Here is a 25,821-nt window from a genome sequence, read left to right on the forward strand (position 1 = left end):
GAGAAGCTGAACGAGGACGTGGACAAGGTCCTGGCGCAGAACACGAACCTGCGCGAAGACCTGCGCGCCGCGTTCCGGACGGTGGACGATCTCGAAAGCCGGGTGGCCGGCGCCACCGCAGAGCGGGACCGGATGCGTGGTGAGCGTGATGAGGCCGTGCAGAAACTCGTGCAGGCCACTCCGGAATCCGAGCGCTACGGCAGCGCACAGCGTCGTCGCGCCCAAGAGAACGGCAACGCCCCGAACACCGGCCGGGCCCGGCCGGCGCCGACTCGGGAGGACCCGGCCGAGATGGGGCACTGGGCTCTGCAGAAGAACCAGCAGCGGCTGCTGTCCGAACGTGCCCAGCAATTGTCGGAAGCTCAGCAGAGAGATGCCGAGGCGCTGAAGGCGGCCTTCTACGACGAGAAATCCTCCGTCGTCGAGCAGGAATGGCAGGCCTATCTGGAACAGAATCCCGAGCATCACCACGCCTCCGCCGAGTCGCAGGCCCAGATGGAGCACCATTTCGGCCAGTGGTGGGTCAAGGGCGGCCGCGAGCTGTACCAGAGCGAGAAGAGGGCCCAGGTGACCGAAAAGGCCCGGATGGCCGAAGCCGAAAAACCGGTCGAGGAGTCCGAGGACGAAGTGCCGGTGATCGAACTGGTCGAGGAGGAGGTGTGACGCGGGTCGAGCCCCGGGCCGCGCCGCAGGTGCACACCCCGGGGCGCCGGCCGAACCAATGGTTGCGGTCCGGACAGCCACTGAAACTGCGGATCCCCTGCTCCGGTTGCGGGTGGCTGCCCGGGGCGTGCCAGTGCCACCAGCGCGAACAGGAACGAATCGAACTCACCGAGGAAGAAAGCTAGCTAGCTAGCCAGATAGGAAAGGAGTAGGTGATGAAACAGCAGGTCACAGCATGCGGGTGCGGAGCATCCAGCACGCACGCGCACGGGCTGTGCTCGACCTGCTATCGGCGTCATCGCGCGAAGGAACAGGCCTACGGGCGCTGGGATGCACGTCCTACCGCCCGTGTGGCTCCCGATCGGGCGATGGCGCATCGGGATCGGCTGCGGGCGGCGGGAATGCAGGACCGGCATATCGAGCTGGTCGCCGGGATCCACGGCACGGGTGACCTGTCGCGGCTGCCGCACCAGGTCACCGTTACCCGGGAGATCGAGGCCGCGATCTTGGCGGTGCCGATTCCGGAGCGGGCCGCCGATGTGGTTCCGCCGACTTCGCGGGTGCCGATCCACGGTGCCCGCCGGCGGATCCAGGCTCTGATCGCCGACGGGCACTCCCGGAAGGACCTCGCGCAGCGGCTCGGTATCGGGCACCCGAACGGGCTGGCGACTCTGGTGGGCCGGTCGGCGCATTCGGCCCGGGTGACCGGTGAATCGGTGACCGCCGCGCGAGATCAGCAGGTACGGACGCTGTTCGACGAGTTGCAGCTGACGCCCGGGTCATCTGAGCGGGCTCGGGCGCTGGGGAAGCGGCAGGGCTGGCCCCGGCCGCTGGAATGGGACGAAGACCAGCTCGACCGCCCTGATGGGAGACCGACGCCGTGCGAGCGCACGCCGGAGGCTGCCAGTCGCGGCGCCCGGGAGGAGCGCGAGGAGAAGGTGCTGGCGCTGACCGAGAGCGGCCGCAGCATCGTCGAGATCGCGGAGGAGGTCGGGACCACCACCCGCACGGTGGAGCGGATCCGGTTGCGCAGGGACAAGATCCTCGCCCGGATGGCCGCCCAGGAGCAGGGGGAGGAGGTCGCCGAATCCGAGGACATGCAGGTCATGGAGATGACCGAAGACGAGTGAACTAGCTATCTAGCTATCTAGGAGAAGTAATGGATATCGAGACCGAGTACGTGATGAAGCGGGACTTCGGCCAGTGGGACCGGATGCGTAGTCAGATCCCGCACGGGGAGAACGAAGTCGAACGGGCCGTGATGATCGAGCACGTCGGCGAGATCGAACTGCAGTGGACGCGCGGCGATCACCGCGACGAATGGGAGGCTCTGCGGGACCTGCGGGAGCAGTGGCGCCAGGATCCGCAGCGTATGCGGGCGGCAACCGATTCCGCGCTCGGACAGGTTTCCTGGGTCGGGATCGCGGGCAACGACCTCGCTTCGCGGCACCTGCGGCATATGGCGTTCGCGCGGTCGGCATTCGATCCGATCGAGCAGGCCCGCGAGCAGTGGAACCGGATGCACGACAACGCCGACGAGCTGCGCGGTCGGTTGTGGGCGGCCGAATCCGACGACGAGGCCCGCGAGATCCGCAACAGCCTCAACCGGGTGATCGACCCGGCGAACTGGCCGGCGGCCTGGCACGAGTTCGAGGCCGAGATCGAAACCGACACCGAATGGTGGGCAGACCGGGACGCTATCGCCAACGACGAGTGCCACCGGGTGCTGGCTCAGCGCGAGATTGAGCAGGCCCGCGCCGAACAGGATGCGGAAGTCGAAATGGAGGAATCGCCATGGTGATCGAGCCGCGGCCGCAGCAGGGGCAGGCCCGCGCCGAGGAGATCTCCGCCCAGAACGCGCTGTGGGGCGAGCAGGAACGGTTGTATACGGCGCTGGCGCTCGAATCGGACCCCGAGCGCCAGCACACCATCCTCGCGGAACTGGACGGGACATATCAGGAAGTCGCTCAGCACGGTTGGCAGACCGAATGGGAGCGGCGCTCGTACGCTATTCCGGATGCTCCGTTCAGCCAGATCACCGTACCCGAGCCGTTCGGGATCACCCATTTCCCGCACCCCATCGACCGCCCGCAGCTCGAACTAGAGCTTGAGCTGCACTGACAACCAATGAACTGTGCTACCTGTCTAGCTAGCTAGCTCGGCAGGTAGCACAGTGTCAGGAGAGAAATCGTGGACACAATTCACCAGCCTGCATCGAGGAACTCCGCGAGGGCGGGGTTGTTCTGGCTGCTTCTTTCTACGGCGGCCGCGGCGATGGCCTGGGCCGGAGCCGGTGCCGCGCTCGACCACAACAGCGACGAACCGGCCGCTGCGGTGCTCATCGGAGCCTTGCCCGGGGTGATGGCGTTCATTCTCGCTATCGGCCTGGTCGGGTTCTCCCGGATTCCGGTGGCCGGAAAGCTCTTCGCCGTGCTCACGGCCGCCCACGCTGTACTACTCGCTCTCACCTTCGTCACGGCCTACCTGCCGATTCGTAACTTCGCTCGGCAGCTCGGTTTCGAGGATGGAGGCGACTGGGGGCTACCACTGATCATCTACGCCGTGATCGTGCTCTCGATCATCGACCTGCGGCGCATAGGAAGGACCCACTGATGAAGACCATTTCGTTCCTGCGCCGCCCGGCCAGGGAGTCGGCCGCTGAGATCGTTTCGACGCCCCTGCACGACCGCGTTCAGGAGGCCCGGGACCGGCTCGCGCACCAGGACGATCCGGCGCTGGTGGAAGCGCTGTCCGAGCGAGAGCTGCGCGCTAACCGTGAGCTCGCCGAGCGGATCCGAGATTCTCGGCGCAACGAGGAACTCGCGAAGGTCGACGCCGCGGAGAAGGCATCGAACCGGCTGCGCCGCACCGTCGACGAGCTGGCCGATCAGCAGGCCCGGGACTTGATCGATGCCGAGCGGGCCATCGCTCAGCAGCGGCACAGCAGTAGTCCGCACACCAAAGTGGCGCGGCTGCACCGGCGCCGGACCCTCGCGTTGCGCATCGTGACCAGCGTTCTCGTGATCGCGATGGTGGTCAGTGCGGTCAGCGTGCAGCACAACATCGCGCCGACCGGCGGGCCGGCCAATGTGTGGTGGTGGATGGCTTACGGCATCGAGTTCCTGATCTCCGGCACGCTGATCGCGTTGATGATGTCCACCGGCGACAGCGCCGAGTGGGACGTGATCGAAGAGCCCTGGAAGGCCAGGATCATCGAGAACGTGCTGCTGGGTGTGACCGTCCTGCTGAACATCTTCCCGTACCTCAAGGACAAGGAGTGGGGGCAGATCGGCGCCCATATCATCGCGCCGGTCATTATCGGCACCGCTCTGCACACCTACAGCGTCATCGCGACCCGGTACAGCAAGTCGATCGAGCGGGCCACGGCGAAGCTCTCCCAGACCGACGAGCAGGACGTCCAGGCCCGGCTCGCGGCGTTGACCCGGATCGGTGTCGAGGTGACCGATCCGCGGCCGGCGCATGACGATCTCGATCGCGAACTGGCGGCGCTGACCGCCAGCACTGCGCGCGAGGAAGGCGCCCCGCGCGCGATTGCTGAGCCTGCACCGATCGCGCGCGGTATCGCAGATGCTCCGCGCGCGGATGATGGTGAACCGCGCGCGGACGGCGACCTACCGCGCGCGGAGGACCTGGAGCCGATCGCGCGCGAGGATGCCTCTGCGCGCGCGGGCAACGAGGAGTCCGCGCGCGCGGATGAGTCGCGCGAATTGGATTCGATCGCGCGCGCGAACGATCTCGAACCTTCGGAGTCGCGCGCCGCGCACATGGGCTCTGAACAGGGAACCGATCGCGCGCCGATCGCCGATCGCGAGAGCGCGGAAGGCTCGTCCGATGTGCGGCCGGTGGTGACACTGGTCCGATCGGAGTCGCGCGAACTCGGCCCGCGCGCGGGCACCGATCGCGCGCGCGGTCACCGCGCGGCCCGCGCGCGCTCGGGCAGTGTGGAAGGTGCTCTTGCGCGCGCGACCGATCATGCACCGCGCGCGGCTGCGCGCGGTAGCGGTGCGTTCGCGCGTGTGATGTCGCGCGCGGAGGCGGCGAAGCTCGCGCGCGCGGTGATCGAGCGCGGTGGGTCGCGCCAGCCGATCGATGTTCTCGTCGGCATCTACGAGGCGCACTCGCGCGGGCAGTCCCCGACGGGTATCGGCAAGGAGATCGGATTGCCGCACTCGACCGTCCAGCGAGCGATTGACGCGGCGAACAAGTCCGCGGGCCCGCGTGCGCTCGACTGACGGGTTGGAGCCGATGATGAAGTTCGCATATCTGTACCGCCGGACGGTGCACGAGATCGAGCACCGGCGACGGGTGCGCCTCCTGATCTTGCGGGCCGAGCTGGTGGCCCGGAACGTCCCGCACACCGTCAGCGGCGATGCGATCATGGTCCACGTCGATGGCCTGTGGTTTGACGTGATCCCGTGGCTGCGGGACGGGCGGGCGCTGATCTGGTTGGTCGATCACCCGCACGCCGAGCTGGACGAGCCGCATCCGACCTGGGATATCGGTTCACAGACCGGGTTCCGGTTCGATATCGGCCGGCTCCCGACGATGTGGAGGCAGTACCAAGCCCAGTAGCCGCGACAGCAGGAAGGGCCGTACATCTTCGGATGTGCGGCCCTTTTCGCATGTCAGGAGTATTTCGGGTACCTCTGGGCGGCCTGCCTCCCGGCGAGGGCGGGGTCCGGGGCTGGCCCCGTGCGCGGCCGCCAGGCCGCGGATCTCTTCTGGGCTGGAAGGACGGGTGCGGCTGGTGGTGGGTTCCTCCGGTATGGCCTGATGGCGACTCGATCACGGCTGTATCGGGTGTCAAGGGTGGCCGTAGGCCATCGCGCAGCGACGCTCCGGAGGAGCGCCCTTGATGCCCGATACAGCCGTGATAGCCCTCAGATCAGGCCATACCGGAGGAACCCGGCGCGTGTCCTGGAGGCTCCGCGAGCAGTAGCTCGCGGGCTGGTGAGCGGTATTTCAAGGTACGGATTAGCTACGGAATAACCCCGGATTTTCCCGGGGATACATTCCGTAATACAGAAGCGCTGTCCCCCTCCCCTGACCTGCTGGTTTGGGTGGTGGGGTCTCTCCCTCCCCGAGGACACCAAAGACCCACAAGTGTGTCTTTGGTGTCCTCGGGGAGGGAGAGACAGTCGGTAGGTGGGGCAGGTCAGGGGAGGGGGACAGAGGTGGGTGGGTGGTTGCGTGGGGAGGTGGTTGCGTTGGGTGCGGATCTTGCGTTGGCATGTGGGTTGCGTTTTTGTCCGACGCCGGGGCGTCGCTTCCAGAGGCGGAGTGAGGTTCAGATTGTTGCGTGAGGCGTCGGCGCTGGGCGCCGACGTTCGCGAGCTGCGCTCGCGCGGTTCGTCGCGCGTGCTGGTGGGGTTCCTCCGGTGCAGCCTTCCCCGGTGCTATCACGACCACGGCCGACATCAAGGGCGCCTACGGCGTCGCTGCGCGATGGCTGCGCCACCCTTGACGCCGACCGCGCTCGTGATGGCAGACGCCCAGGCCACACCGGAGGAACCCCACCAGCCACTCCAGGTACGCGCTCTGTACCGGGTATCCGCGGCCTGGCGGCCGCGCGGGACCGGCGAGCCGATCCCGGAAAGAGATCCGCTCGCCGCGGGGGCAGGCCGCCCAGAGGTATCCCGAGCTGTGTACTTCCGCAACGTATTCGGTTGCGGAAGAACGGCTGTTCTCTCCGGTCGATCATCCGTTCTCCACTACAGCTGAGCATTCCGGTGCGCGAGGATCCGGTTTCCCGAGTTCTCCGGGAAGGTTTCCTGTTCCCTCCCTAGTTCCGCAGGGGCGGGGAAGTGGGGAGTTCGGATGGTGCAAGAGGTGTGCGGTTCGATTTCCCTCCCTCCCCTTCTGAGGTGGGGAGGGAGTTCCCTCGGGGAAGGGGAACTGGTGGGGAGGTGCGGAACCGAGGTAGGGAGGGGAGCTAGTAGTCGAATTCGGGGTCGGCTTTGTTCTGTATCAGCGGTCGATGCCGTGGGATCACGCCGCGGGCACTCTGCTCTTGGTCGAGGCTGACGGCATATCCGTGCGGGCGGACGGGACACCGTACCGAATCATCGAGGGGCAGATCGGCCTGCTGTTGAATACCGCGGATCGGGCCTGCTGCGCGGTTGTACGAGCCGCATTGTGGGGTGGCTCGACTCGTCCTCATCCGTTCACACTCGAGTAGCACGCCGCCATACACGGGTGTGAGTATGTATGGGCGGATGTGGACAGCTCGGTCCTGATTCAGTCTCTGTTGCTGTGCCCACATCCATGAACGCGAGGCGGATTGAGGATTACCGCTCCGCATTCTCGGCAGGTGTGGGTTCGGTGGTGTCCGCCGATCGCCGGGCACGGCAACGACCCGACGAGTACGCGGCGCGGGCCGAGTCGGTGGCCGTGCCGGCACCACACTGGCGAGGGCTCGGCCATGCCACCGGGCACCGGATAGAGCTGCGACGGATCCGATACGACACGACCACGGATCTCATACACCGGCTCCCACGTATCGCACATACATTCGATTATTGTTCGTCGCATGATCGAGGTCGGCGACATCGTGAAGATCGGCGAGACCGGCGAATCCCGGTTCGTCGTTCGCGAGGTCGACCCCGAAGAGAGCCGTGCGGTGATCGAACCCACCGACGAGAACGCTGCAGGTAAGTATCCATTCTCGATGCCGCTGGGTGCCTTGGTGCGCGCTGGCGACTCGCCCGCATCGTCAGAGGTCGGATCGGCGTGAAGCCTTGTAGCGTGGTGGATTTCGCCGCGCACTGTCGGTGGAAACCGGCAATATTGAGGCATGGGGTCAGATGTGGGGATTTTGAGTTGGTGGAGCGGCCGACAGGCTCATCGGGAGAGGATGGAGCGCGCGGCGGGGGTGAGCAGCGTTCAGTTGATCTGTCACCGGGACATCTGGGCTGTGATCGACGAATGGTTCGTTGACTCCTACGGGCATAGCGACACGGGCCGGGTCCCGAAGGACCGCATCAAGGCCCAGAGTGGCGGCCTCGTCGAAGTCACTCTGTCGGGGGTGAGCCTGGTGGGCCTGCTCAAGAAGGCCCGGAAACGGGTTGTCTCGCCCTTCTCGGGCACGCAGGCTATTGCCCGCCGGACCTACGACCAGGTCGCGAAAGTGATCGACGCCGTCGACCCGAACGCGGCCCCTGGACAGCCGATCCCTCCGATCGTTTTGGACGACAAGCTCGGCGAACAGGCCGCAGGTTAGCTACTCGGCCGCAGGTCGATTGTGCACCGTTATCCCTATGTAGATATTCGGTAATGGCCAATGTAGAGTTGCGTCATGCCCGAGAAGTTACGGATGACGACGACGGTCGCCAACGTTCTCCGCGAGTTCCTGGAAGACCCCGCTGAGCACCGATACGGCTTCGACCTCATGCAGCGATGTGGAATCTCCAGCGGCTCGCTCTATCCGATCTTGGCCCGCTTGGAGAAAGCTGGATGGATCGCCGGCCACTTCGAGGACATCGACCCGGTCAAAGAGGGGCGTCGGCCCCGGAAGTACTACACGCTGACTGCAGAGGGCAGCGTGGCGGCGACTCGTGAACTTGCCGCGCTGAGCGCCCGTCTGCAGCCGCCTGCCTGGGGGTTCGGCCCTAAACCCGCCACCGGAGGGGCTTGGTGAACAACGTTAACGCGGCGCTGCTGGCAATCGGTGGGCTTGTAGTGCTCGTGCTGGGACAAGTAATGATCTCCATGGCGAGCAAAGAAATCGAGGGCAGGGTAGATCGGATCGGCTATCTCGTGCTCCGCGGCGCCCGCCGCCGGTTGCCCACCGAGTTGCGTAAAGATCTCCATGACCACGAATGGCTGCCAGAGATGGACAGCATCATGGCTCGCCATAAAGACCAGCCCATCACCCGACTGTGGTGGTCCCTGCGGTTTTCCTTTGCGCTGCTGCTATTCGGCGCTCCCCGGACCGCGCGGGTGGTGAAGCCGAGAGCTCGCTTCACATGGGTGCGTGCGTTCTTCAGAGTGCTGCTCGCTCGCAGTCCTGAAGAGCATCAGGAGGCTCGTCCGCAACTAGACAAGGAGTCGCAAGTAGTGCGGGCTCATTACGCGCGGTTCGCGACGGGGAAGGGCGGGAAAGTGAAGGTTGCCGCCCACGTCCGAATCAAGAGTCGGGCATAGGCGGCTGAGCCTCTACCCCCGACGTAGCCCGCGACCGTGCTCGGGTAGGTCGGCCCAGTTGTTGTGGATGACGGCGGCCAGGTGGTCGGTGACAAACCTCTGTGAGTTCTGGTGCCCGGGTGGTCACAATGGGCTAGCATCGTGACATGTGGTTGCAAGGGACTACTTCTTTGCCTGCCAGGTGCCACTATGAAACTCCTTCATGAAAGCTATATGTAGTTCGTCTAGTGGCTAGACGTGATACTGGATGGTGTCTGGAGCTCTCGCTTCAGGAAGTGGTGCGTGTAGGAGGTCTCCGGGGCGTAAGTACCCATGCAGGCAGCCTCACTAGATGGTTTCCAGCCTTGCGCGCCCACACAGATGATGGAGCCTGACCCCGCCGGGTCAGGCTCTTCTCATGTCAGGTACTGCACGGTGATACGGTGTTCGACTGCTTCGCGGGCGGTACCACCGCGTCCCCACGCCCACGCGTGGACGTCGGGTATCCACAACAGCGGGTTCGTGGCTCCGGCGGGTTCGTGGTGGTAGTTCAACGGAGAGTCGGCGCCGAGCACTCCATGGATAACCCGGCGGTCCTCCTTGTCCTGGTCGCAGGACTCGATGACAGCCCGGCTGACCCCCAGTTCGCGCATTGCCATGAAGGCTTCCCCCAGTGCAAGATCACGAGCCACCCGAGTGGAGCAGGGCTTGGTCACGACGAACAGGTGACTGTGGGCATCCAGCGCAGCCACTCCACGGATGATCGAAAGCTGAAGCTTCTTCTCCACGCTCTTCATATGAATGCGCCTCGATCCTGGCGGCCGCAGTTTCTGTATCTCGGTTTTCATCTTGGCCGTGCCGGCGGAGGTGACGGTAGCTGCGCAGATCATGAACTTGTTTTTTCCCTGCCGACCGGATTCGTCTAGATAGGCATGCAGATCCGCCATCACATACCTGCCCCGGCCGGCCGGGAGTGCTTCCGAGCCTCAGTTTGCAGTTTCCGGCGACGGCTGGTGCTGAACGGATCCCGCAGCGCGCGGTGATACCGCTCGCGCAGCACGCCTTTCGGCAACCGCGGCGAGGCGGAACGCTGGATATGAATGTCCAGCAGCCCTTCCGCGCTCAGCTCGCCGTATCCGCGCTCTGCGGTCCGTTCGGAGATCCCATACCACTGGCTCGCGCGTTCGACCGCCATCTCGAACGGCGGCTCCCCTTGCGTCTCCTTCAGCATGATCAGCAGCATCGCCTTGCCCGGCAGGCGAAGACGATCGATGTAGCCATCGGTCCAATACTCGTGCGGAATCGTGAAGTAGCCACCCAACCTGGCGGTTTCCCCGCTCTGCGAGCCAGGACGGGACCACGGCTGCCTACTCCCGTCCTCGAGCAACGGCATGATGTCGGTGCCGTGACCGCGCCGCACCCGGGAAACCAGCCCCATGTCGTCGAGCACCCGGAACGCCTTCGAGGCAGTCGTGATTCCACAGGGTTTGCGGGTGCTCAGAAGATTTGCCCAGGCCCCGAGCGGAAGCGGATCTTCCTCGGAAAGCACCGGTTGCAGCGCATACAGCGTCAGAATCGCGTCGAGAGCGCGTTCCTGACGCTGGTTTACGAACAGCGATAGAGTCGAGGCGCGCTTCGACTCTCCCGAAGGGCGCTGCACGAAGACGTTTCGCACAGGCACGTAGTCGCGCTTGGCGCTGGCCAGAAGCTCGGCGAGAGCCTCCTGAGGTTCCAGCGCGACATCGTCGACAAGGCCGGCGAACGGGTCAGCATTCATGCAATCAAGATACCGAGCGGGCGTAGGGGATTAGCCTTGCCAGGTTCCGGGGGATTAGCCTGCCAGGTGCCACTCTGGCAAAACCTTGAAACATTAACTGAGACTCCGAATCAAACACCACCTGAAACTCCATCCACATAATGCGGTCAGCGGTGGGATGGCTCCCTCTGCCGCGATGTCCATTTGTCGTGCAGGGGACCAGCGCAGGCAATATCTTTGGCCCGAATAGATTCCAGAACTCGGGCCCTGGCGACGAGTGGCGCTCAGGACGATTGCGGCCGAAGGTGGCCGTAGAGCGTGGAGCGCTTCACTCCGAGGATGTCGGCGATCTGCTGCACCGTGTGCTGCCGCTCGTTGTACAGTCGCTGCGCCATGGTGGCCTGTTCCGCAGTGAGCTTCGGCCGGCGCCCGCCCACCCGGCCGCGGGCTCGGGCCGCCGTCAGTCCATCACGCGTGTTCGCGACGATCAGTTCGCGCTGGAACTCGGCCAGAACCGACAGCATCCCGAACATTGCCCGGCCTTCGGCGGTATCGGTGTCGATGCCCTGCTCGATCACCTTCAGCCCGATCTTTCGTTCGCGGAGCTCGGCGCCGAGAGTCACCAGATGCAGTACCGACCGGCCGAGCCGATCCAGCCGGGTTGTGACGATGGTGTCGCCCTCGCGCGCGATCTTCAGCACCAGGTCCAACTTCGGGCGTGAGGCCTTCGCTCCGGATGCTGTGTCGAGGTGGATATCGATCTCGGCGACGCCGGCGCGGGTCAAGGCGTCGATCTGGTGGGCCGGGTTCTGTTCGGCGGTGGAGACCCGCCCGTATCCGATCAGCATGCTGTCGGAAACTACTCGAGCGCACCGACATCCGACATTGATTCCCGACACGAGTTATCGACGGTCGGCACCTGGTCGTTCGCCTCCGCCGCCAAAGTGTCGGCAAATGGTCGTTTTCCGACATCGGCGGATCGGTTCGCATCGACCTCGCGCACTCGACGAGAATGGCGGACTGTGCCCCTGATTGTTGTCGTCGATGCCAATGTCCTGCGCGCCTCGCCAAATCTGGAACTCAACCCCTGGAAGTCTCTGCTCGACCGGCAGGAAGAGTGGGACCTTGAGCTCATCGTGCCGGACGTAGCGCTCCATGAGACTGTGCACCTTCTCCATGCAGGCTGGGAGCAGGAGCTGGAGAAGGTCCAGGCTCTGAATATCGGGAACATGCTCGATCTCGACGGCCAGAAGCAGGAACTGGCCGACATGCTCAGGGCGAAGATCGACCAGCTGGAGGAGTGGTTCCTGGACCGTTGCAAGGAACTTGGCGTAAGCGTCGTCGCTCCTCCGGAGGATATCGACTGGATGGACATCGCAAAGCGTGCGATCTACCGCCGGCCGCCGTACAACGAGTGCAACGAGCCCGGCGAGAAGACCAAGGACGGATTTCGGGACACCCTCATCTGGCACACGCTTCTCGCGATCGCAGCCGAAGACCCTGACACCGAGGTCTGGTTCGTCAGCAATAACCACAAGGACTTCGGGGCGCCAGGTTTGGCGGGTCGTGATCTGAACAACTGGTCGGTCCCGTTCCACCCGGCGCTCGCGGGCGAGTTGACGGACCTCGGACTCGCGGAGCGAGTTCACTATGTGACCAATATGCGCCGGCTGGTAAGTAACCTCAGCGCGAGGTTCGAGCCCATCGATGAGGACAAATTCCAGGGCCTTCTCGCTCAGCTCGACAAGGGTAGTCTCATCGAAGCCCTGATGAATAGGGTTATCAACCTCCCCTTGGATCCCCGGACGGCTGCCCTGGACCTCAACGTCAAGATGGGCCGGGTGGCAACAGCTGTGGAACCAGAGTGGGAGGGCTGGCGCTTCGAGGAGCGCGCGCACACCAGTCGGCCTGGCGGGTGGAGAGCCCGATTCGAAATCGACACCCAGGTCGATATCGACACCACCGAACTTGCCGGCGAAGGAACGATGCGCGACAAGTGGCTGCGGTTCTCCGGCGATCTCACCGTTCTTCCCGATGGGAGTGTCTCCCAACTCGTCGTCACGACCGCCGAAGCATTGCCCGACGATCCGATGCGAGCACGGTGGAGCCGCGCAGATGCCGAAACCCGAGCCAGGGGAGCAGCCCAGGATTGGATGCTGAGCGCCCTTGGCGGCCCGGCATGGAATGAAGCATGGTCTAAACTCGCAGGCACCGTGAACCCAGTTTGGCAGGCGGAAACGGCAGGGATCGGACAGGCCTTGCAGGGCTTCCTCGGGAGGGTGGACACCCCCGCGATCAATCTCGGCGCGTATTACTCGGGGACGGGTATCGACACCGCCTTTGCCAATGTGGGCACCGCAATGATTGGTCGAGACCCGAGCGCGCAGCTCGGTTTAGTTCACTGGGCTGCCATGGAACGAGACGCGAAGATGGACCGAGGGGAGCCATCCGCGCCCCGCCGGCCTGCGGCGGCCAAACATCAGATCGAGCCATCAGCCGAGCCTGCCCAGAAGTCTAAGAAGACTCCCGAGTCCAAGGACATCACCAAGAAGTCTGGGGCGAAGAAGGCGACTGCCAAGAAGACCCCGGCGAAGAAGGGTACGGCTAAGGGTGCGGCCAAGAAGGTCGCGCACAAGCAAGCCGGGTCCAAGAAGGCCGCCGGTGGAAAGGGTTCCACGGGGAAGAGGGCCGAACCCTGATGTCTCGGGCGCAGTGCTCAGATGTGGCCCCTCACGGGGTTGGGCGGCCTTCCTGGTCTATGCCCGCTCTATAGCGCCGTTTCCCGCGCGATCGGGTGTCGCACCGACGTTCCTCGACCCTCTGGTTGTGCGAAATGGGAGCATGAGCGGAGGTGGGACGTTCGCGGGTCGTAGCCGCCGGTCGTTATCGCCGCCCTGTAGTCCTCCGTGTTGCAGAAGAAGTACCGGACGCTGCCGTCGCTATAGGTCGCCTCGACCGGACTGTGCCCCCGGCGGCTGACGGCAATGGGTTCTCCGGTGGCCTCGGCCGTATCGATCTTCTGCGCCAGGGCCCGGTCGTACTGTGCGGGCTGGCGCCGCTGCTTCCTGGCCGCGGATGCCGCCGCTCGCCGGCGTCGCCACTGTGTCCAGTTCTTCTTCGCCCAGGGGAAGAGAAGTTTGAAGATGCCGGTGGTCGCTGCGACGACGAGACCGACCACGATTGCTTGCCACATATCCATGGGCGGCAAGGTACGTAATGGGGGTGCAGGGGTCAGGGGAGAAAGAGCTGACCGTCGATAGCCGCGAGGAAGTGGGTCTTACCGGCGGTCAGAGCGCGGGTTTCTAGTCGAGAGTCGAGTACTTGACCACATCCCCATCGCTCCGCTCGTGCCGGGAAACGTTGAATACGTCCGGGTCGTCCAGGAGCTGCTGGATCTTCGCCTCAGCGGCCCTATCGCCTTTGTGACCGATCGGGAACTTGAGCTCATGCTCTGTCATGGCGCGAACCGTACTCCGGTCGTCCGACTGGCTTGATCGGCTGGACTTTTCACCTCACCCTCGAAGATTCGTGATGTCGCTGCCTCATTGGCGCGGCGGCAGCGACGGGGGCAGGCCGCTGCGCCGGTCGCAGGGCCGCAGGAGGCGAACCGCGATGTGCCTGAAACCGCTCGCGCAGTGGGAGATACTGGGTTCGTGACAGTTCCCGACGACATCCAGGCTCAGATCATCACCATGGGCTTGATCCGAGAAGGCGACCCAGACCTGGATCCGGGACTCGTCTCGAACGTGATTGACCAGATTTTCCACCACTGGATCAGGCCCCAGCTGGGGCTGGAGCCGAGCGAGGTTCATCAGGCCCTGGTGGTCTTCGACGGCACGACGGCGCGGGTGACGGTCAACGATGACGTGCACTTCTGGGCGATAGCTGGTCAGAACGCCGAAATTGTCGACCCCAGTGAGCACTTTGTCGGACAGATCACCGATCTGCTGCCCCATAGCGTCGACCCACGTCTGACCTGGACCGGATTCGTCACCGCCGAGGGCGGTCGAGCCGTCACGATGGACTACCTGGCGAATGTAGTCCGCGTGGCGCCGCTGGTGGACCGCGCGCATCAGTTTCTTCGCTCAGCGCAGGCCACGATTGAGACCGTGGGGCTTGAGCCGGCAGTCGAGCAATTGTTCGGTGCCGCGGAACTGTCGGTCATGACTTTGATCCAGGTTGCGGGATGGGACGACCGTCGGCTACATCATCGCCGGAAAGAGTGGATCGCTGCGCAAGTGGCGGAGGGCGCCATGCCGGCGGCCTTCGAGAAGGCGTTTTGCAAGCTGTACGACAACCGCAACCTCGCACGATACGGCGAAGGTGAGCTGACCTTCGACACCACAGAGGCGCTGAACATCATCGACACTGTGGCGGCCATGGTCGAGTTTGCTCGGTCCCGGCGACAGGATGTGGCTGAGACATAATGGGGTCGACGTAGTATCGGCCGAAAATCAACGTATATGGGACTGGCCCAGATAGCGGGGCCGCTTCGCGCACTAGTGGGGCGCTATCGCCGCAGGTCAGTAGATGCACTACCCAGGATATCGGGCCGCTATCCCGGGTCCGCCATCGGTGATGGCCGCAGCTCCCTGGCCAGGTCCTCTATCCGTATCCGCCCAATTTTCGGCGGTTGCTACCCGAACCCCTAGCACCAAACAGGTGCCGGCCCCTCAGCGACCGGCCGTCGCGAATCAGCTCGCCGCGGCTGTCTGGCGCGTACGTAGAAGGCTGGATACCGACCCAACAGAGATGTTCATTTCGTCGGCAATCTGGCGGTAGGTGTAGCCGTCGGCGCGCAGCTGTTGGGCGTAGGTACGCTTCGCGGCCGCGCGGACCTCATAAGAGTCCCGAGGCTCGGCGACCATCCGGCGAATGGTGCGATCGGTTGTGCCGAACTGTTCGGCCAACTCCCGGGCGGTTCGGGACCGTTTAACAGGATTCTTGGCAGCCATGACTACACCTCCAGAGCAGCCGCGACGATGGCATCCATATCGTATTTGGTCGCACGCCGTCGGTTGGCTTCACGCCTCGCATCCGTTATCACCTTGCCGCCGAGGCTGCCGCGGCGAGCTTGCTCCTCGCTGAAACTGCGCTTGATGTTTCGCCAGGTCCACCGGGAGATAGAGCGGGCGATCTGGGAAACCTCGGTGTCATCGAGAGGGCCGCGGCTGAAGGCTGGACCGATGGTGTCGACGTTTCTGTCCCATGCGTGATCGTGGACGAGCTGTTCCCACACGCTGAGGACCTGGTGATCGCCGCGTCGCCGGTAGGACCATTTTCGGGTGAGGTCGAACAGGTCGACGTTGCGGCCGGTGGTGCTGGCGGTGAGCTTCTGCCGGCGCTCTCGTGTTCCTGTCCATTTCGGCAGGGCGCCGAGTTCGGCGAGGGGTTTCGCCAGGTCGGCGAGTTCGTAGACCGCGTAGTTGGGGCCCCACAGCGTCATGTGGTCGATGTGCCGGGGGTTCTTTGTGGTCCGGGCGCCGTAGGCGACATCTCCGGAGAGCACATCGTTGAGGCCGGCCTCTATCTTGCTCAGCATCGTGACGGGTCGCCGCCGGGCGGCGTCGGTGAGGCATACGGGATGAGCCAGTGCGTAGACGATATGGCCGCTCTTCGTTGCCGGGTTCAGGGCGATGTAGGACGGCACGGGTAGCCCGCACAACCCGGCGATCTCATCTGCCCGGCCGCCATCGTGGTCGGTGATGACCAGGGATCGCATCGCCAGCGGGTTCGACTCGATGTAGGGCAAGGTCAATGCGCGTTCGCGGGACATCCGGTAGTACGGGCTGTTCTTCGTCTGGCTGGCTAACGGCCGTTTGGGAAGCCAGTGTTCCTCGAACGGGAGGGTCGGCGTATCTACGTCGACCCATTCATCGACCTCGATCTGCATGGTCCGGCAGTCTGCCCGATAAACCTCGGTTGATGAAGTAGGACACGCCGAGCCTAATCAGGTAGTTCCATCCGGGCCGCCTGAAAACCGGGTGATGAAGTAGGACGCGCCGAGCCTAATCGAAATACATGTTTATATACGCATATGCGTATTAATGCATATAAAATGGTAAGTGCCTCCCTCGATTAAGGAGCCACTGGGCTGGTTACGGGATGTCGAGAGACAGGATTGCCAGCTCGACGAGTTCACGCTTGGTGCGGCCGGTGGCAGCAACGACCGCGGCCAGGTGATCGTCCACTTCGACGGATACACGCACATTGAGCTGCACCACTGCGCGGGAGTCGATATCGGGCTTCGGTGTCACCGTGACGTTCCTCGGGCGCGAGGTCGACTTCACCGGTCTCGGAGAGGGTGCTGTCGCGGCCGGCGTCGTGTCCATGGGATCGCGTTCGGCGTCCGGAGCGGGCCGGGGCGTGCGCTTGCGAGGTACGGGCCGATCATCGGTCTGGCTGCTCATGCGAATACCTTTCCGGCCAGCTTGTCGTAGGCCTGGTGGACGATCTCGCCCTTCGGATAGAACCCGTAGTAATCACCGGCCGAGCGAGCTTCGCGCACGATAACCCGCTCAGGCACCTTCGGGTCGAGCACCAGATCGCCGTACGCGGCCGTGAACTCGTCTTCTGCCCTGCGGGCGTCGCGGGTGGGGATGTTGTCGCGCCAGGCGCCGAGAATGATGCCGGTCTCGGTCAGTCGATCCACGGCACCGAGGGCGGCGCGATGCTTCTTGAACCGCGTCACCGAGGTGCGGGCGCCCTCCACGCCGTCCAGGCCGTCCTCGTCGAGCTTTCCGGCATAGACGACCTGGGTGGCCGCTTCGAGAGCGTTCTGGATGATGACCCCACCCTGCCGATTCGGCAGATCGAGCACCACCTTGTCCGCGGCGATGCCATTGAGGGCGAGCCGGAGCCGGATGTCGCCGTGATCTTCGCTGGTCTTCTCCCGGTTGCTGACCGCACGAGCTGACGGGATCACACGCAGATTCGGAACCTGATCCCATCGGCACGGTACGGCGAGGTCTTCGGCCCAGCCGTCCGGATCCGGATCGGCGAGGATGGCGGACACATCGAGGCCGGGTTCCCGCGGCTCGACATCGGTCCACTTCGTGGCTGCCGCACGCGGATCGAGATCGATCAGCACGGTGCGCCAGCCGCGCAGCGCGGCCGCCACCGCGAGGGAAACCGCGGTCGTAGTTTTGGTGGCGCCGCCAGTCTCGCTGTAGACGGCGAGCACTTCCAGATCGCTCACACCAGCACTGTACGTCAGCTAGCTACCGTGCTAGCTATATCCGGCAACCGAGTCGGGCCGAGTGGGCTCACGACTTCCAGAAGGGGCGTACAGCCTGCCAGGAGTCGATATCGGCGCCGATGCTATCCGGCGGGACGATCGCACGAATCAGGTTCCAGGTCGCCAGGAGTCGGGGAACAACGAGGCGTCGGTCTCGCGGCCGCGATGGCCGGACGGCGTCGTGAAGCCACCGATAGGACTGTGCAAGTTGGCATTGCAGCGTTGCGAACCCGGAGAGCCATTTTCGGTCGTACTCACGCCGCGAGTTCAGGCGAAGAACCTCACGCCACAACGTCGCCTTGTCGCTCCGGTCGTGCCGGTACTGGAACTTGTTGACGTAGTAGGTTGGCCGGCCCACCGCGGCCAATCGCTGACACAGGTCGATCTCCTCGTAGAACAGGAAAAATCGTTCATCGAAGCCCTCGACGGCCTGGAACGCTTCGAGCGGGATGAGCATGAATGCTCCCATGTTCCACTCAACCCGCCGATCTTCGGTGTAGCCCGCCGGCGATCGCTGGTGCAGCGGCATGCGTCGTGCCTTCTGCCATTCGAGCGCTGGTGTCGGAAACAGATCCCAGGACCAGACGAGATCGCCTTCGAGTGACCTCTGCTGGATGCCCACGCATCCGAATTCTCCGAGCTGCTCGATGTGCTTGAGCAGCTCGGAGAGATCGCAATCGACTATGGCGTCGGGGTTGAGGAACAGGATCATCTCCACAGTGCGGTCGAACCCCCGAACAGCGTCGTTGGACGCAGCTCCGAAGCCGATGTTGGCGCCGGGAATCACCTTGTCGACGGCCGGGTGCTGTCGAGCGACGGCTGTGGTTCCGTCCGAGGATCCGCAGTCCCTAACCACAACGTGAGCACCTGCCGCGTTGACCTGGAGTGCGTCCAGGCAGTGCGGTAGGTCGATCTCATTGTTGTAGGTCACGATTACAACGCCGAGGTTGGCGATCGTCATCGACATAGGGTGAGGGCTCGTTTCTAGGGCTGGAGTTCGCGGCTGATTTTCCACACGCTGTCGAACCAGCGTTGGCACTGGTCGATGAACTGCGTTTTGAACGACTCCTGGTCGGCCTGATCGGCTTCGAGGTGGAACAGCGTTGCATTCTTGCCGACCAGGTCGAGGATCACCGTGGACTCGCCGTCGAGCAGCAGTTCGTGTTCCTCGATCGGATAGAAGCCGAAAAACGCGTCCGACTCGTTGATGATGTAGACCTTGAACAGCGGAACCGCAGGGTAGAGCCGGATCTGAACGGACGCTGATTCAACCAGCCCGATGCGCTTGAGCTCCAGGACCTCATCGACGATTCCGAAGGTGTGGCGTTCCATGATCCGCTGCATGCGCCGGCGGAAGGCGGGGCTGTCTGCCAGATCCGACGCGCGGGACGGGAGCGCCCATGGGGACTCGGGATCCGGGACCAGGATTCGAACGGTGATCGACTCCGGACGGAAACGTCCATCGCGAATCTTGTCCAACGGTTCGGAGATCGCGCCGTGCAAGGTCTCCGCGGCGAATCCCGCGAAATCGATGGTCACGTTCGGCTCAACGAACGCCCGCTCAAGGTGGGGGCGGAGTCCGACGGGCTTCTGGGTGCGCTCCCGGACGAACACTCCACTGCCCTGCCGGGAGAACACCAGGCCCTCGTTGCGAATCTCGGCTACGGCCTGCTGCGCAGTCACCTTCGATACGCCATAGCGCTCGGCCAGCTCGGGCCCTGAGGGGATCTTTTCGCCCGCGCGCAACTTCCCGGTGAGGATCGCAGCTCGCAGGATGTCCGCAAGCTGGCGGCGGGGAGGCCGCGGGTCTTCGGGGTCGATTGCACTCATATGACCAGCTTAGAGCCTAGATAGCTTCTTACATAAGCCGCCTATACAACTCTTGACTTGCATAGGCAACTTAGGTCACTATTGACTTGCATAAGCAGTCCGGAGTTTTTCCGGGCTTCGGGAACCGAAAAGGGAGGTCGCACAGTGCGAATGAAGGTCGGGTTGTGGCTGGGGGTGGTCGTATTCGCGCTGGTTGCGCCTCAGGTTGTGGGGACAGTGCTGATGCTGGTGGCCCTCGCTGCGGGTAGTTGGTGGGTCCTGTCCACCTGGCTGCGGAATCGGCGGTGGGTGCGGTGACCGGGCAGCGGCCTCGGCCGGGCCGGCGAGACAAGGCCGGTTACGACCTGAGTGCGATGGGCGGCCGCGCATTCGACTCGAACGCGTTGGTGAGCAGCTCGATCGAGGCGACGCCGGATCGGTGGAAGCTTCCGGTTCTGGTGGGTGCGGTGCTGTTCAGCGCCGGTGCGTGCTGCGGTGTGCAGCTCGGTGAGAACGCCCCGAACGTTCCGGCCAGCCGCAATGCATGCCCTGCGAGTTCGACATATTCGGCCCCCGCTCCGGGGTGCGTATGGGTGCCGCAGACCGGCGTAGTGGTCCCGCCGGCGTCCGAGGTGGCGCGATGACAACCCGCATGAGAACGGCCGTTCTGGCCTCGCCGGTGGAGGACATGGAGTCGGCGGCGATCGAGGCCGCGGATCGGTCGATGGCCGGTCCGTGCCGGGCTTTCGCGGCCGCCAGGGCGATTCGGGCCGGGGAGATCCGGCAGGAACTGATCGAGGAGGAAGAGTGAAGCGGATTACCGCACGGGATCAGCTGTTTCTGGAGTGGCTGACCCAGCAGTACGGGACGCCGGTCGATGTGGTCGGCGACTGGTACAGCGTCCGGAAGTCGCGGGCGTACGAGATCGTCCAGAAGCTGGGCGGGATGGGCAAGATCGAGCGGGTTCAGGCCCACGTCGATGCGCCCGGCAGCAAGCAGGGCCCGCTCTGGGTGATCCCCACCCGGTCGACCGCGCACGCGATGCTGGGCTCGGATCCGGGTCCGTGGACCGTGCGGCCGAGCACGGCCGCACACGTGCGGGCGCTGGCGGAACTGCGGCTGGCATTGACCGGTACAACGACCAATCCGGAGGCGTGGCGTTCGGAGCGGCTGTTGCGTCGCGCGGCCGCCGATACCAGCGGGCAGCGTGATATCGCGGCGCCGGTGCCGTATTGCCACGATGCCGTATTCACCGACGACAGCGGGAAGAGCTGGGCGGTCGAGTGCGAGCTGAGCGTCAAGAAGGGCGCGGGCCGGATGGAATCGACGCTGCTGACCTCGCTGGAGGCCGCGAAGCTGTTGCAGGACCAGGCCACCGGGACTCCGGTGTCCGGGGTGATCTACTTCTGCCGCGGTGAGCAGGTCCGCGGTCACGTCGAGCGCGCGATCGAGCGTCTGAAGGCCGAACACGGCCCGGATCGAGTGAAGGGCCTGCACGTGCGGGACCTGGACCAGATCCTGCGGGGACGGAGGGTCCGCTCATGAGCCGCGATTGCGTTCCGATGCTCACTGCCGAAGACTGCGCCGGCGCCGTACAGTCTGTGCCCGCTCCCCCGGCCGCCGCTGTGCCGCAGCAGGTGCCGATGCAGCAGGTGCCGATCGATCAGGTTCCCGCTCCGGTTGCGCCGGTCGATGGCGTTCCGGCGAATTCCAGCCCGATCGAGCATGTGATGCCGCCGGAAGGCTGGAACCCTCCGAGCTGGGATTTCTCGGCGCCGAGTGTGGATTCGGTGCTGGATATGGCGTTGTCGGCCGGAACCGGGGCTGGTCTGGCCGCGGCCGCCGGGATCGGGATCGTGCAGGTGGCCCGCAGCAAGGGCTGGGAAGCCCGCGAGATCCGGAACTGGGCGTTCGGGTCGATGGCGATGCCGCTCGGTGCGGTGGTGATCGACCGGGATTGGTCCGCGCCGCTGGATCTTCTCTCCGAGGGTGCCCAGGCGGTGCAGCTCGGTGGTGGGTTCATCCTCGGTGGGGTTGCCGCGGTCGCGATCTCGGCTATCCCGGTGGGTTGGACCGCGGCGATGTTCTGGTGGGCTCGCCACCGTGAGCAGGTAGAGGGTGGTCTGGCCGGTTCGCCGCGCAAGACGATTCGTCACCAGCGCCGTCACCAGGCTGCGAAGGCCCGTGCGACCCGCAAGGCTGCGAAGGCTGCGGTGCCGTTGACGGTGGGTTGGCCGGTGCCGAACGCGATCGTGCTCGGGGTATGCAGCCAGGACAGCAACCCGACTCCGGGGTCGGTGTGGTCGAGCCTGTTCGCTCGCCACAAGGGTTTGATGACGCTGCCGTTGGCGGCCGCCGATGAGCACCTGGTCGTGTTGGGCAACACCGGATCCGGCAAGACCACCACCTACAAGCGGGTGGGCGCGGCACTGTTCACCGCGGACTGGATCAAGTATCTGCACGGCGGCCCGCGGCCGCTGCTGGTGATGCTCGACTGTGGTGGCGACCCGAAGACCGGCCGGGAATTCGTGGAGATGATGGCCCGCCTCGGGGTGCAGCCGGATCGGATCGGGCTGTGGCCGGACCAGGCGTCGTTGGATCTGTGGAGCCTGGAGACCGAGCAGATCACCGAGATCTTGCAGAAGACGGTATGCCCGGTCCCGCCGAGCGATTCGGCGCAGGAGTACTTCTTCAAGGGCCGCCGACGGGTGATCCGGTTGGCGATGGGCACCGCTGCCCACACCGGCCGCCCGGTGCCGCCGCCGCGTTCGCGCGCCGAGCTCTTCGCCCGGCTGGCCTCATCGAAAACGCTCAAGGCGCTCTACCCGCACGACAAGGCGATCCAGGACGAGATCGACGGGTTCGGCACTACGAAACCGCCGATGGTGCCCAGCGTCGCGGGCATGCTGCGCGACGTGTGGGATTCACTCGGCCCGTCCCTGGACGGCGGGAAGTCCTTCGACGATTTCGACGCGATCTACCTGCGGGTTCCGGGCACGACGATGAAGGACACTGCCCGTGCTCAGGCCGCGACCGTGCTGGAAATGCTGATCAAGTACGCCGCCAGCGGTGACCACGGCCGCCGGATCCGTCTCGGCCTGGACGAACTGTCTGCGGTCAACGACGCCCAGGGCGACATCGGTGTCGTCGAGATCCTGGAGCGGGCACGCAAGTACTCGCTGTCGTGCATGCTCAACGCCCAGTCCTTCGAGGGCCTGGCTCCGAACGCCGAGATCGCCCGCCGGATCATGGTCGGCGCTTCGGGTGGGGCGATCCTGATGCGCAACGAGGGCGCCGACGAAGCCAGCAAGATTTTCGGCACCATGCCGAAGTCCGAGGCCACCCGGCACACCCTGGGCGGCCGCCACGGCGATGAAGGATCGACCGGCGTCAGCGACTCCTACCTGGTCAATCCGGACCGGCTGCGTGAAATGCAGAAGGGCGAAGCGGTCTATGTCCACGGCCGCCGCGCGGTCTGGGGCGTCATCGTCCCGATCAACCCCGACGACGTGGAACCGATCGAACAGACCGCCGATACCCGCAAGACCCCGGTGGAGCCGCGTGCGCGGCTGACACCGGTCACCAATAAGCCCCTCATCGACACCGACACCGACACCGACGCCGACGAGGACCCCGAAGAACCGAATCTGGGAGAAACCGCATGAACACCACCATCCGCACTTTCGCCGTTGTCTTCGCTGCCGACGCCGCGGTCCTGGGCGTTCTCTACGCCTGGGACAAATACCAGCGGGCCAAGGACGACAAGGCGTTCCGCGACTCGCGGCCGGCCGGGCCGGTGGAGCCGCTGACCAGCGCCGAGCAGGCCGAATTGCATCGGCTCAAGCAGTACAAGACCGGGACGGTGGATCTGCCGGACTACTTCCCGGCTCGCGCCATGTATCTCGAATCGGCGGCCGGGTACAACATCGACCTGCTCGACGGCGAGGTCTTCATGCTGGCCTCACTGCCGGTGCGGCAGTTGATCGCCGAGATCACCCACGCCAAAGCGAATCTGCGGCGGGCCCGCAGGCCCCTGTGGCGAGCGGACCACACCGCGGACTCCTCGGCTGTGGAGATGTGGATCGAACACCTCGATGCGCTGCGTGCCGAGTTCAATTTCCGGTTCCAGCACATCGAGACCCTGTCCGAACTCGACAACGCACGCATGGAAACCGCCGCCGCCGGGGTCCGGAGCCACATCGACGAATGGCCGTCATACGGCCTGATGCCCGCGGATAAGGCCACCGCGACCGACGCCGCCGACATCGACGACAGCTTGGAGAACCAGGAATGAGCACGTTCAGCACCGATTGGGACGCCGAGATGCGGCAGCTGCTGGAAGACAGCGGCATCGACCCGGACCGCAATGCGCCCATGACCAAGGCGCAGCGTGTCCGCCGCAAGGTCCGGGCCGCCCGCGGAGCGATCGCGGTCCTGGTCGTCCTGATGATCCTCGGCATTCTGCTGATCACCTCCGGTATCCCGGCGGCTGCGGTGTTCCCGCTGCTGGGCTGGGCGGCCGGGGTGGTCGCGTGGATGTTCTGGCGCGCGTTCGGCTCCCCCAGCGCCTGGCAGATGGCCGACGGGGTTCGCCACGGCGTTGGTCATGGTCTGACCCAGGTCACGCGGTTGGCCGGCCGCAAGCTCTGGTACCCGGCTTCCTCCTGGATCACCGTCCGTCGCCGCGTCCGCAGGCTGCGCAGCATCGGATAGCACCAGCTCACGACGGTAAATACGCAGCTAGCTACCAAGCTAGCTAGCAAGCATGGAAGGGAAGTTGAATGTCGGAACGAAACGAAGTCGACGAGATCGGCCAGGAATCGGCCCGGGTCGCTCAACGGGTTACCGGGATCATCGGGACCTGGCGAGCGAAGAACCCGAAGGCCGTGCGTGTCCCGCGCAGCGTGCGCCGCGAGATCAACCTGGCGCTGCGTGAGGAACGTCGGCGCGAGCGGGAGGCGATCAAACGGCTGCGTGCCGAGATCACCTCCGCGATCAAAGTTCACCGCGAGGAGGTGTTCGGCGGCCATCAGGTGCGCGTCGGTGAGGAGATGAGCGACTGGTTCGGCCGCCAGCAGGCCCTGGCCGCTCAGCGGAATCAGCTGGAGCGGTACATCCAGGTGACGCCCGGGTTGATGAAGACCGAGCGCGGCAGCGCGGTCAGGTCTCTGCGGGCCGCGCATTTCCGGCCCACCATCAAGCCGCCGGCCGCGTTCGGCGCGAAGGCCGGAGTGGATGCATTGCGGGCCCGGGTGGAGGGCGGATTGTCCCGGTTGCGGCTGGGATTGGCCGAGAAGAGCGAGCAGGCACGTCTGGCCGGGTGGGAGGCGATGCGCCGGGCCCGTGACGAGGTCCGCGAGATCGCCGACAGCATGCGGGGCGATCAGCGTGCCGCCAAAACACCCGTTTTCATCCCCCGTGTGGAGGATGATCTTCGGTCGGAACCGTTGGTGCACACCTCGCTGGAGACCTATCCGACCGCGGGATCGCGAACGGTGACGATCGCGTCGCACGATACCCAGTCCGAGGCCTCCGAATGGCTCAGCGAGCACCTGGAAACCCAGGTGGGAGCGGGAGAGACGGTCAAGCTGTCGGTCGAGGCCGAAGAGCCGGGACGCATGGGCATCGACGCGGTCCCGGTGCTGCACCAGCTCGGGACTCGTGAGGATGTTCGCGCCGACGTGCAGCGCTGGCGGGAGAGCTTGTCGGAAACCGAGCGGACCGAGACGGCGGCCGCGGCTGCCGAACCGACCGCGGATATATCTCGCCCGTACGAGGTTCCGGGTTTGATCGGCGCCGATCCCCGCAAGATCACCGCGTCGATCTCCTACAGCGACGAGTACGGGCAAGTGGTCACCACTTCCTCGCACGATTCCGCGGCCGGGGCTGCGGTGTGGGCCCGGACCGGGTTGCAGCGCATGCAGACCGATCCGCAGAGCGCGATCGAGGTCGAGGTTTTCACCGACAACGGCAACGGTCGCGGGCGGGTGCCGCTGCTGGGTGTGCGCGGTCCTCGCCAGGAGGTGCAGGACCGGGTTGCTTCCTGGGGTATCGGGATCGCTGCGGAGGCCGAGCAGGACGAAGTGCAGCGGCAGAATGCCGAGTTGGCCGCCCGGATCGAGAAGCTGAACGAGGACGTGGACAAGGTCCTGGCGCAGAACACGAACCTGCGCGAAGACCTGCGCGCCGCGTTCCGGACGGTGGACGATCTCGA

The 25,821-nt window shown here is 64.9% G+C and carries 32 protein-coding genes; 21 read left to right on the forward strand and 11 right to left on the reverse strand.

All coding sequences use genetic code 11. The annotated features are described in order from the left end of the window. The 12 genes from ACWCPQ_RS33570 to ACWCPQ_RS33625 all read left to right on the forward strand — a co-directional run. A partial coding sequence (locus ACWCPQ_RS33570; RefSeq protein WP_449906709.1) for a hypothetical protein occupies positions 1 to 663 on the forward strand: 663 nt, incomplete at its 5' end. After that, positions 660 to 848 carry a hypothetical protein gene (locus ACWCPQ_RS33575; RefSeq protein WP_449906712.1) on the forward strand — a complete coding sequence of 63 codons (189 nt, stop codon included), beginning with the start codon at positions 660 to 662 and terminating at the stop codon, positions 846 to 848. The genes ACWCPQ_RS33570 and ACWCPQ_RS33575, both read left to right, overlap by 4 nt. A gap of 30 nt (positions 849 to 878) precedes the next feature. Beyond that, on the forward strand, positions 879 to 1,793 hold the full coding sequence (locus ACWCPQ_RS33580) for a hypothetical protein (RefSeq protein WP_449906715.1): 915 nt from the start codon (positions 879 to 881) through the stop codon (positions 1,791 to 1,793). 29 nt (positions 1,794 to 1,822) lie between these two features. Next, on the forward strand, positions 1,823 to 2,464 hold the full coding sequence (locus ACWCPQ_RS33585) for a hypothetical protein (RefSeq protein ID WP_449906718.1): 642 nt from the start codon (positions 1,823 to 1,825) through the stop codon (positions 2,462 to 2,464). Then, a complete protein-coding gene (locus ACWCPQ_RS33590; protein ID WP_449906720.1) occupies positions 2,458 to 2,784 on the forward strand; it encodes a hypothetical protein in 327 nt (108 codons plus the stop codon). Before ACWCPQ_RS33585 ends, ACWCPQ_RS33590 begins: the two co-directional genes overlap by 7 nt. A gap of 153 nt (positions 2,785 to 2,937) precedes the next feature. Further along, a complete protein-coding gene (locus tag ACWCPQ_RS33595; RefSeq protein ID WP_449906723.1) occupies positions 2,938 to 3,276 on the forward strand; it encodes a hypothetical protein in 339 nt (112 codons plus the stop codon). Continuing rightward, the gene (locus ACWCPQ_RS33600; RefSeq protein WP_449906725.1) at positions 3,276 to 4,916 is read left to right on the forward strand and encodes a hypothetical protein; all 1,641 of its coding nucleotides are present in this window, start codon (positions 3,276 to 3,278) and stop codon (positions 4,914 to 4,916) included. Before ACWCPQ_RS33595 ends, ACWCPQ_RS33600 begins: the two co-directional genes overlap by 1 nt. Positions 4,917 to 4,962: 46 nt before the next feature. Further along, positions 4,963 to 5,256, forward strand: coding sequence for a hypothetical protein (locus ACWCPQ_RS33605; RefSeq protein WP_449906728.1), 294 nt, complete (start codon positions 4,963 to 4,965; stop codon positions 5,254 to 5,256). Positions 5,257 to 7,213: 1,957 nt separating this feature from the next. Next, positions 7,214 to 7,417 carry a hypothetical protein gene (locus ACWCPQ_RS33610; RefSeq protein WP_449906731.1) on the forward strand — a complete coding sequence of 68 codons (204 nt, stop codon included), beginning with the start codon at positions 7,214 to 7,216 and terminating at the stop codon, positions 7,415 to 7,417. 138 nt (positions 7,418 to 7,555) lie between these two features. Then, positions 7,556 to 7,903, forward strand: a complete 348-nt coding sequence (locus tag ACWCPQ_RS33615; protein WP_449906734.1) for a hypothetical protein — start codon at positions 7,556 to 7,558, stop codon at positions 7,901 to 7,903. A 75-nt stretch (positions 7,904 to 7,978) separates the two neighbouring features. Continuing rightward, positions 7,979 to 8,320, forward strand: coding sequence for a PadR family transcriptional regulator (locus ACWCPQ_RS33620; RefSeq protein ID WP_449906736.1), 342 nt, complete (start codon positions 7,979 to 7,981; stop codon positions 8,318 to 8,320). Then, a complete protein-coding gene (locus ACWCPQ_RS33625; protein ID WP_449906739.1) occupies positions 8,317 to 8,826 on the forward strand; it encodes a hypothetical protein in 510 nt (169 codons plus the stop codon). The genes ACWCPQ_RS33620 and ACWCPQ_RS33625 overlap by 4 nt, the downstream gene beginning before the upstream one ends. Before the next feature lie 395 nt (positions 8,827 to 9,221). Here the strand turns inward: ACWCPQ_RS33625 and ACWCPQ_RS33630 are convergent, their stop codons facing one another. The 3 genes from ACWCPQ_RS33630 to ACWCPQ_RS33640 all read right to left on the reverse strand — a co-directional run bounded on the left by ACWCPQ_RS33630 (position 9,222) and on the right by ACWCPQ_RS33640 (position 11,409). Then, entirely contained in the window at positions 9,222 to 9,752 is a 531-nt protein-coding gene (locus ACWCPQ_RS33630; protein WP_449906742.1) for a hypothetical protein, read from the reverse strand. Continuing rightward, positions 9,752 to 10,582: a hypothetical protein gene (locus ACWCPQ_RS33635; protein ID WP_449906745.1), complete on the reverse strand. Its 831-nt coding sequence runs from the start codon at positions 10,580 to 10,582 to the stop codon at positions 9,752 to 9,754. The genes ACWCPQ_RS33630 and ACWCPQ_RS33635 overlap by 1 nt, the downstream gene beginning before the upstream one ends. A 263-nt stretch (positions 10,583 to 10,845) precedes the next feature. Continuing rightward, a complete protein-coding gene (locus ACWCPQ_RS33640; protein WP_449906748.1) occupies positions 10,846 to 11,409 on the reverse strand; it encodes a recombinase family protein in 564 nt (187 codons plus the stop codon). A 174-nt stretch (positions 11,410 to 11,583) separates the two neighbouring features. Between ACWCPQ_RS33640 and ACWCPQ_RS33645 the strand changes: the two genes are divergently transcribed. After that, positions 11,584 to 13,260: a PIN domain-containing protein gene (locus ACWCPQ_RS33645; RefSeq protein ID WP_449906751.1), complete on the forward strand. Its 1,677-nt coding sequence runs from the start codon at positions 11,584 to 11,586 to the stop codon at positions 13,258 to 13,260. 68 nt (positions 13,261 to 13,328) lie between these two features. On the opposite strand, the gene ACWCPQ_RS33650 is transcribed toward ACWCPQ_RS33645, so the two are convergent. Continuing rightward, a complete protein-coding gene (locus tag ACWCPQ_RS33650) occupies positions 13,329 to 13,760 on the reverse strand; it encodes a hypothetical protein (protein ID WP_449906754.1) in 432 nt (143 codons plus the stop codon). 103 nt (positions 13,761 to 13,863) lie between these two features. Then, complete coding sequence (locus ACWCPQ_RS33655; RefSeq protein WP_449906757.1) at positions 13,864 to 14,019, reverse strand: hypothetical protein; 156 nt, start codon at positions 14,017 to 14,019, stop codon at positions 13,864 to 13,866. 195 nt (positions 14,020 to 14,214) lie between these two features. Here ACWCPQ_RS33655 and ACWCPQ_RS33660 point away from each other — a divergent pair, with 195 nt between their 5' ends. After that, complete coding sequence (locus ACWCPQ_RS33660; protein WP_449906760.1) at positions 14,215 to 14,988, forward strand: HEPN domain-containing protein; 774 nt, start codon at positions 14,215 to 14,217, stop codon at positions 14,986 to 14,988. Positions 14,989 to 15,255: 267 nt separating this feature from the next. Here ACWCPQ_RS33660 and ACWCPQ_RS33665 read toward each other — a convergent pair whose 3' ends face one another. The 6 genes from ACWCPQ_RS33665 to ACWCPQ_RS33690 form a co-directional block, all read right to left on the reverse strand. Then, entirely contained in the window at positions 15,256 to 15,516 is a 261-nt protein-coding gene (locus ACWCPQ_RS33665; protein WP_449906763.1) for a replication protein RepB, read from the reverse strand. 2 nt (positions 15,517 to 15,518) lie between these two features. Further along, positions 15,519 to 16,454: a replication initiation protein gene (locus ACWCPQ_RS33670; protein ID WP_449906766.1), complete on the reverse strand. Its 936-nt coding sequence runs from the start codon at positions 16,452 to 16,454 to the stop codon at positions 15,519 to 15,521. 205 nt (positions 16,455 to 16,659) lie between these two features. Next, positions 16,660 to 16,818: a hypothetical protein gene (locus tag ACWCPQ_RS33675; protein WP_449906769.1), complete on the reverse strand. Its 159-nt coding sequence runs from the start codon at positions 16,816 to 16,818 to the stop codon at positions 16,660 to 16,662. 149 nt (positions 16,819 to 16,967) lie between these two features. Continuing rightward, on the reverse strand, positions 16,968 to 17,759 hold the full coding sequence (locus tag ACWCPQ_RS33680) for a ParA family protein (RefSeq protein ID WP_449906772.1): 792 nt from the start codon (positions 17,757 to 17,759) through the stop codon (positions 16,968 to 16,970). A gap of 67 nt (positions 17,760 to 17,826) precedes the next feature. After that, a complete protein-coding gene (locus tag ACWCPQ_RS33685) occupies positions 17,827 to 18,759 on the reverse strand; it encodes a glycosyltransferase (RefSeq protein WP_449906775.1) in 933 nt (310 codons plus the stop codon). 23 nt (positions 18,760 to 18,782) lie between these two features. After that, a complete protein-coding gene (locus tag ACWCPQ_RS33690) occupies positions 18,783 to 19,628 on the reverse strand; it encodes a GntR family transcriptional regulator (protein WP_449906778.1) in 846 nt (281 codons plus the stop codon). Between the two features lie 144 nt (positions 19,629 to 19,772). Here ACWCPQ_RS33690 and ACWCPQ_RS33695 point away from each other — a divergent pair, with 144 nt between their 5' ends. From ACWCPQ_RS33695 to ACWCPQ_RS33725, 7 genes are all read left to right on the forward strand, one after another. Continuing rightward, positions 19,773 to 19,925 (forward strand): hypothetical protein, encoded by a 153-nt coding sequence (locus tag ACWCPQ_RS33695; protein ID WP_449906781.1) that lies wholly within the window; start codon positions 19,773 to 19,775, stop codon positions 19,923 to 19,925. 322 nt (positions 19,926 to 20,247) lie between these two features. Next, positions 20,248 to 20,418 carry a hypothetical protein gene (locus ACWCPQ_RS33700; RefSeq protein WP_449906784.1) on the forward strand — a complete coding sequence of 57 codons (171 nt, stop codon included), beginning with the start codon at positions 20,248 to 20,250 and terminating at the stop codon, positions 20,416 to 20,418. Further along, entirely contained in the window at positions 20,415 to 21,152 is a 738-nt protein-coding gene (locus tag ACWCPQ_RS33705; RefSeq protein WP_449906786.1) for a hypothetical protein, read from the forward strand. Before ACWCPQ_RS33700 ends, ACWCPQ_RS33705 begins: the two co-directional genes overlap by 4 nt. Then, positions 21,149 to 23,272, forward strand: a complete 2,124-nt coding sequence (locus tag ACWCPQ_RS33710) for a hypothetical protein (protein WP_449906788.1) — start codon at positions 21,149 to 21,151, stop codon at positions 23,270 to 23,272. Before ACWCPQ_RS33705 ends, ACWCPQ_RS33710 begins: the two co-directional genes overlap by 4 nt. Further along, positions 23,269 to 23,901, forward strand: coding sequence for a hypothetical protein (locus ACWCPQ_RS33715; RefSeq protein ID WP_449906791.1), 633 nt, complete (start codon positions 23,269 to 23,271; stop codon positions 23,899 to 23,901). The genes ACWCPQ_RS33710 and ACWCPQ_RS33715 overlap by 4 nt, the downstream gene beginning before the upstream one ends. Then, on the forward strand, positions 23,898 to 24,320 hold the full coding sequence (locus tag ACWCPQ_RS33720; RefSeq protein WP_449906794.1) for a hypothetical protein: 423 nt from the start codon (positions 23,898 to 23,900) through the stop codon (positions 24,318 to 24,320). Before ACWCPQ_RS33715 ends, ACWCPQ_RS33720 begins: the two co-directional genes overlap by 4 nt. 68 nt (positions 24,321 to 24,388) lie before the next feature. Then, positions 24,389 to 25,821: hypothetical protein (locus tag ACWCPQ_RS33725; protein ID WP_449906797.1), on the forward strand; the 1,433-nt coding region annotated here is incomplete at its 3' end.

Source organism: Nocardia sp. NPDC001965 (assembly GCF_053594175.1).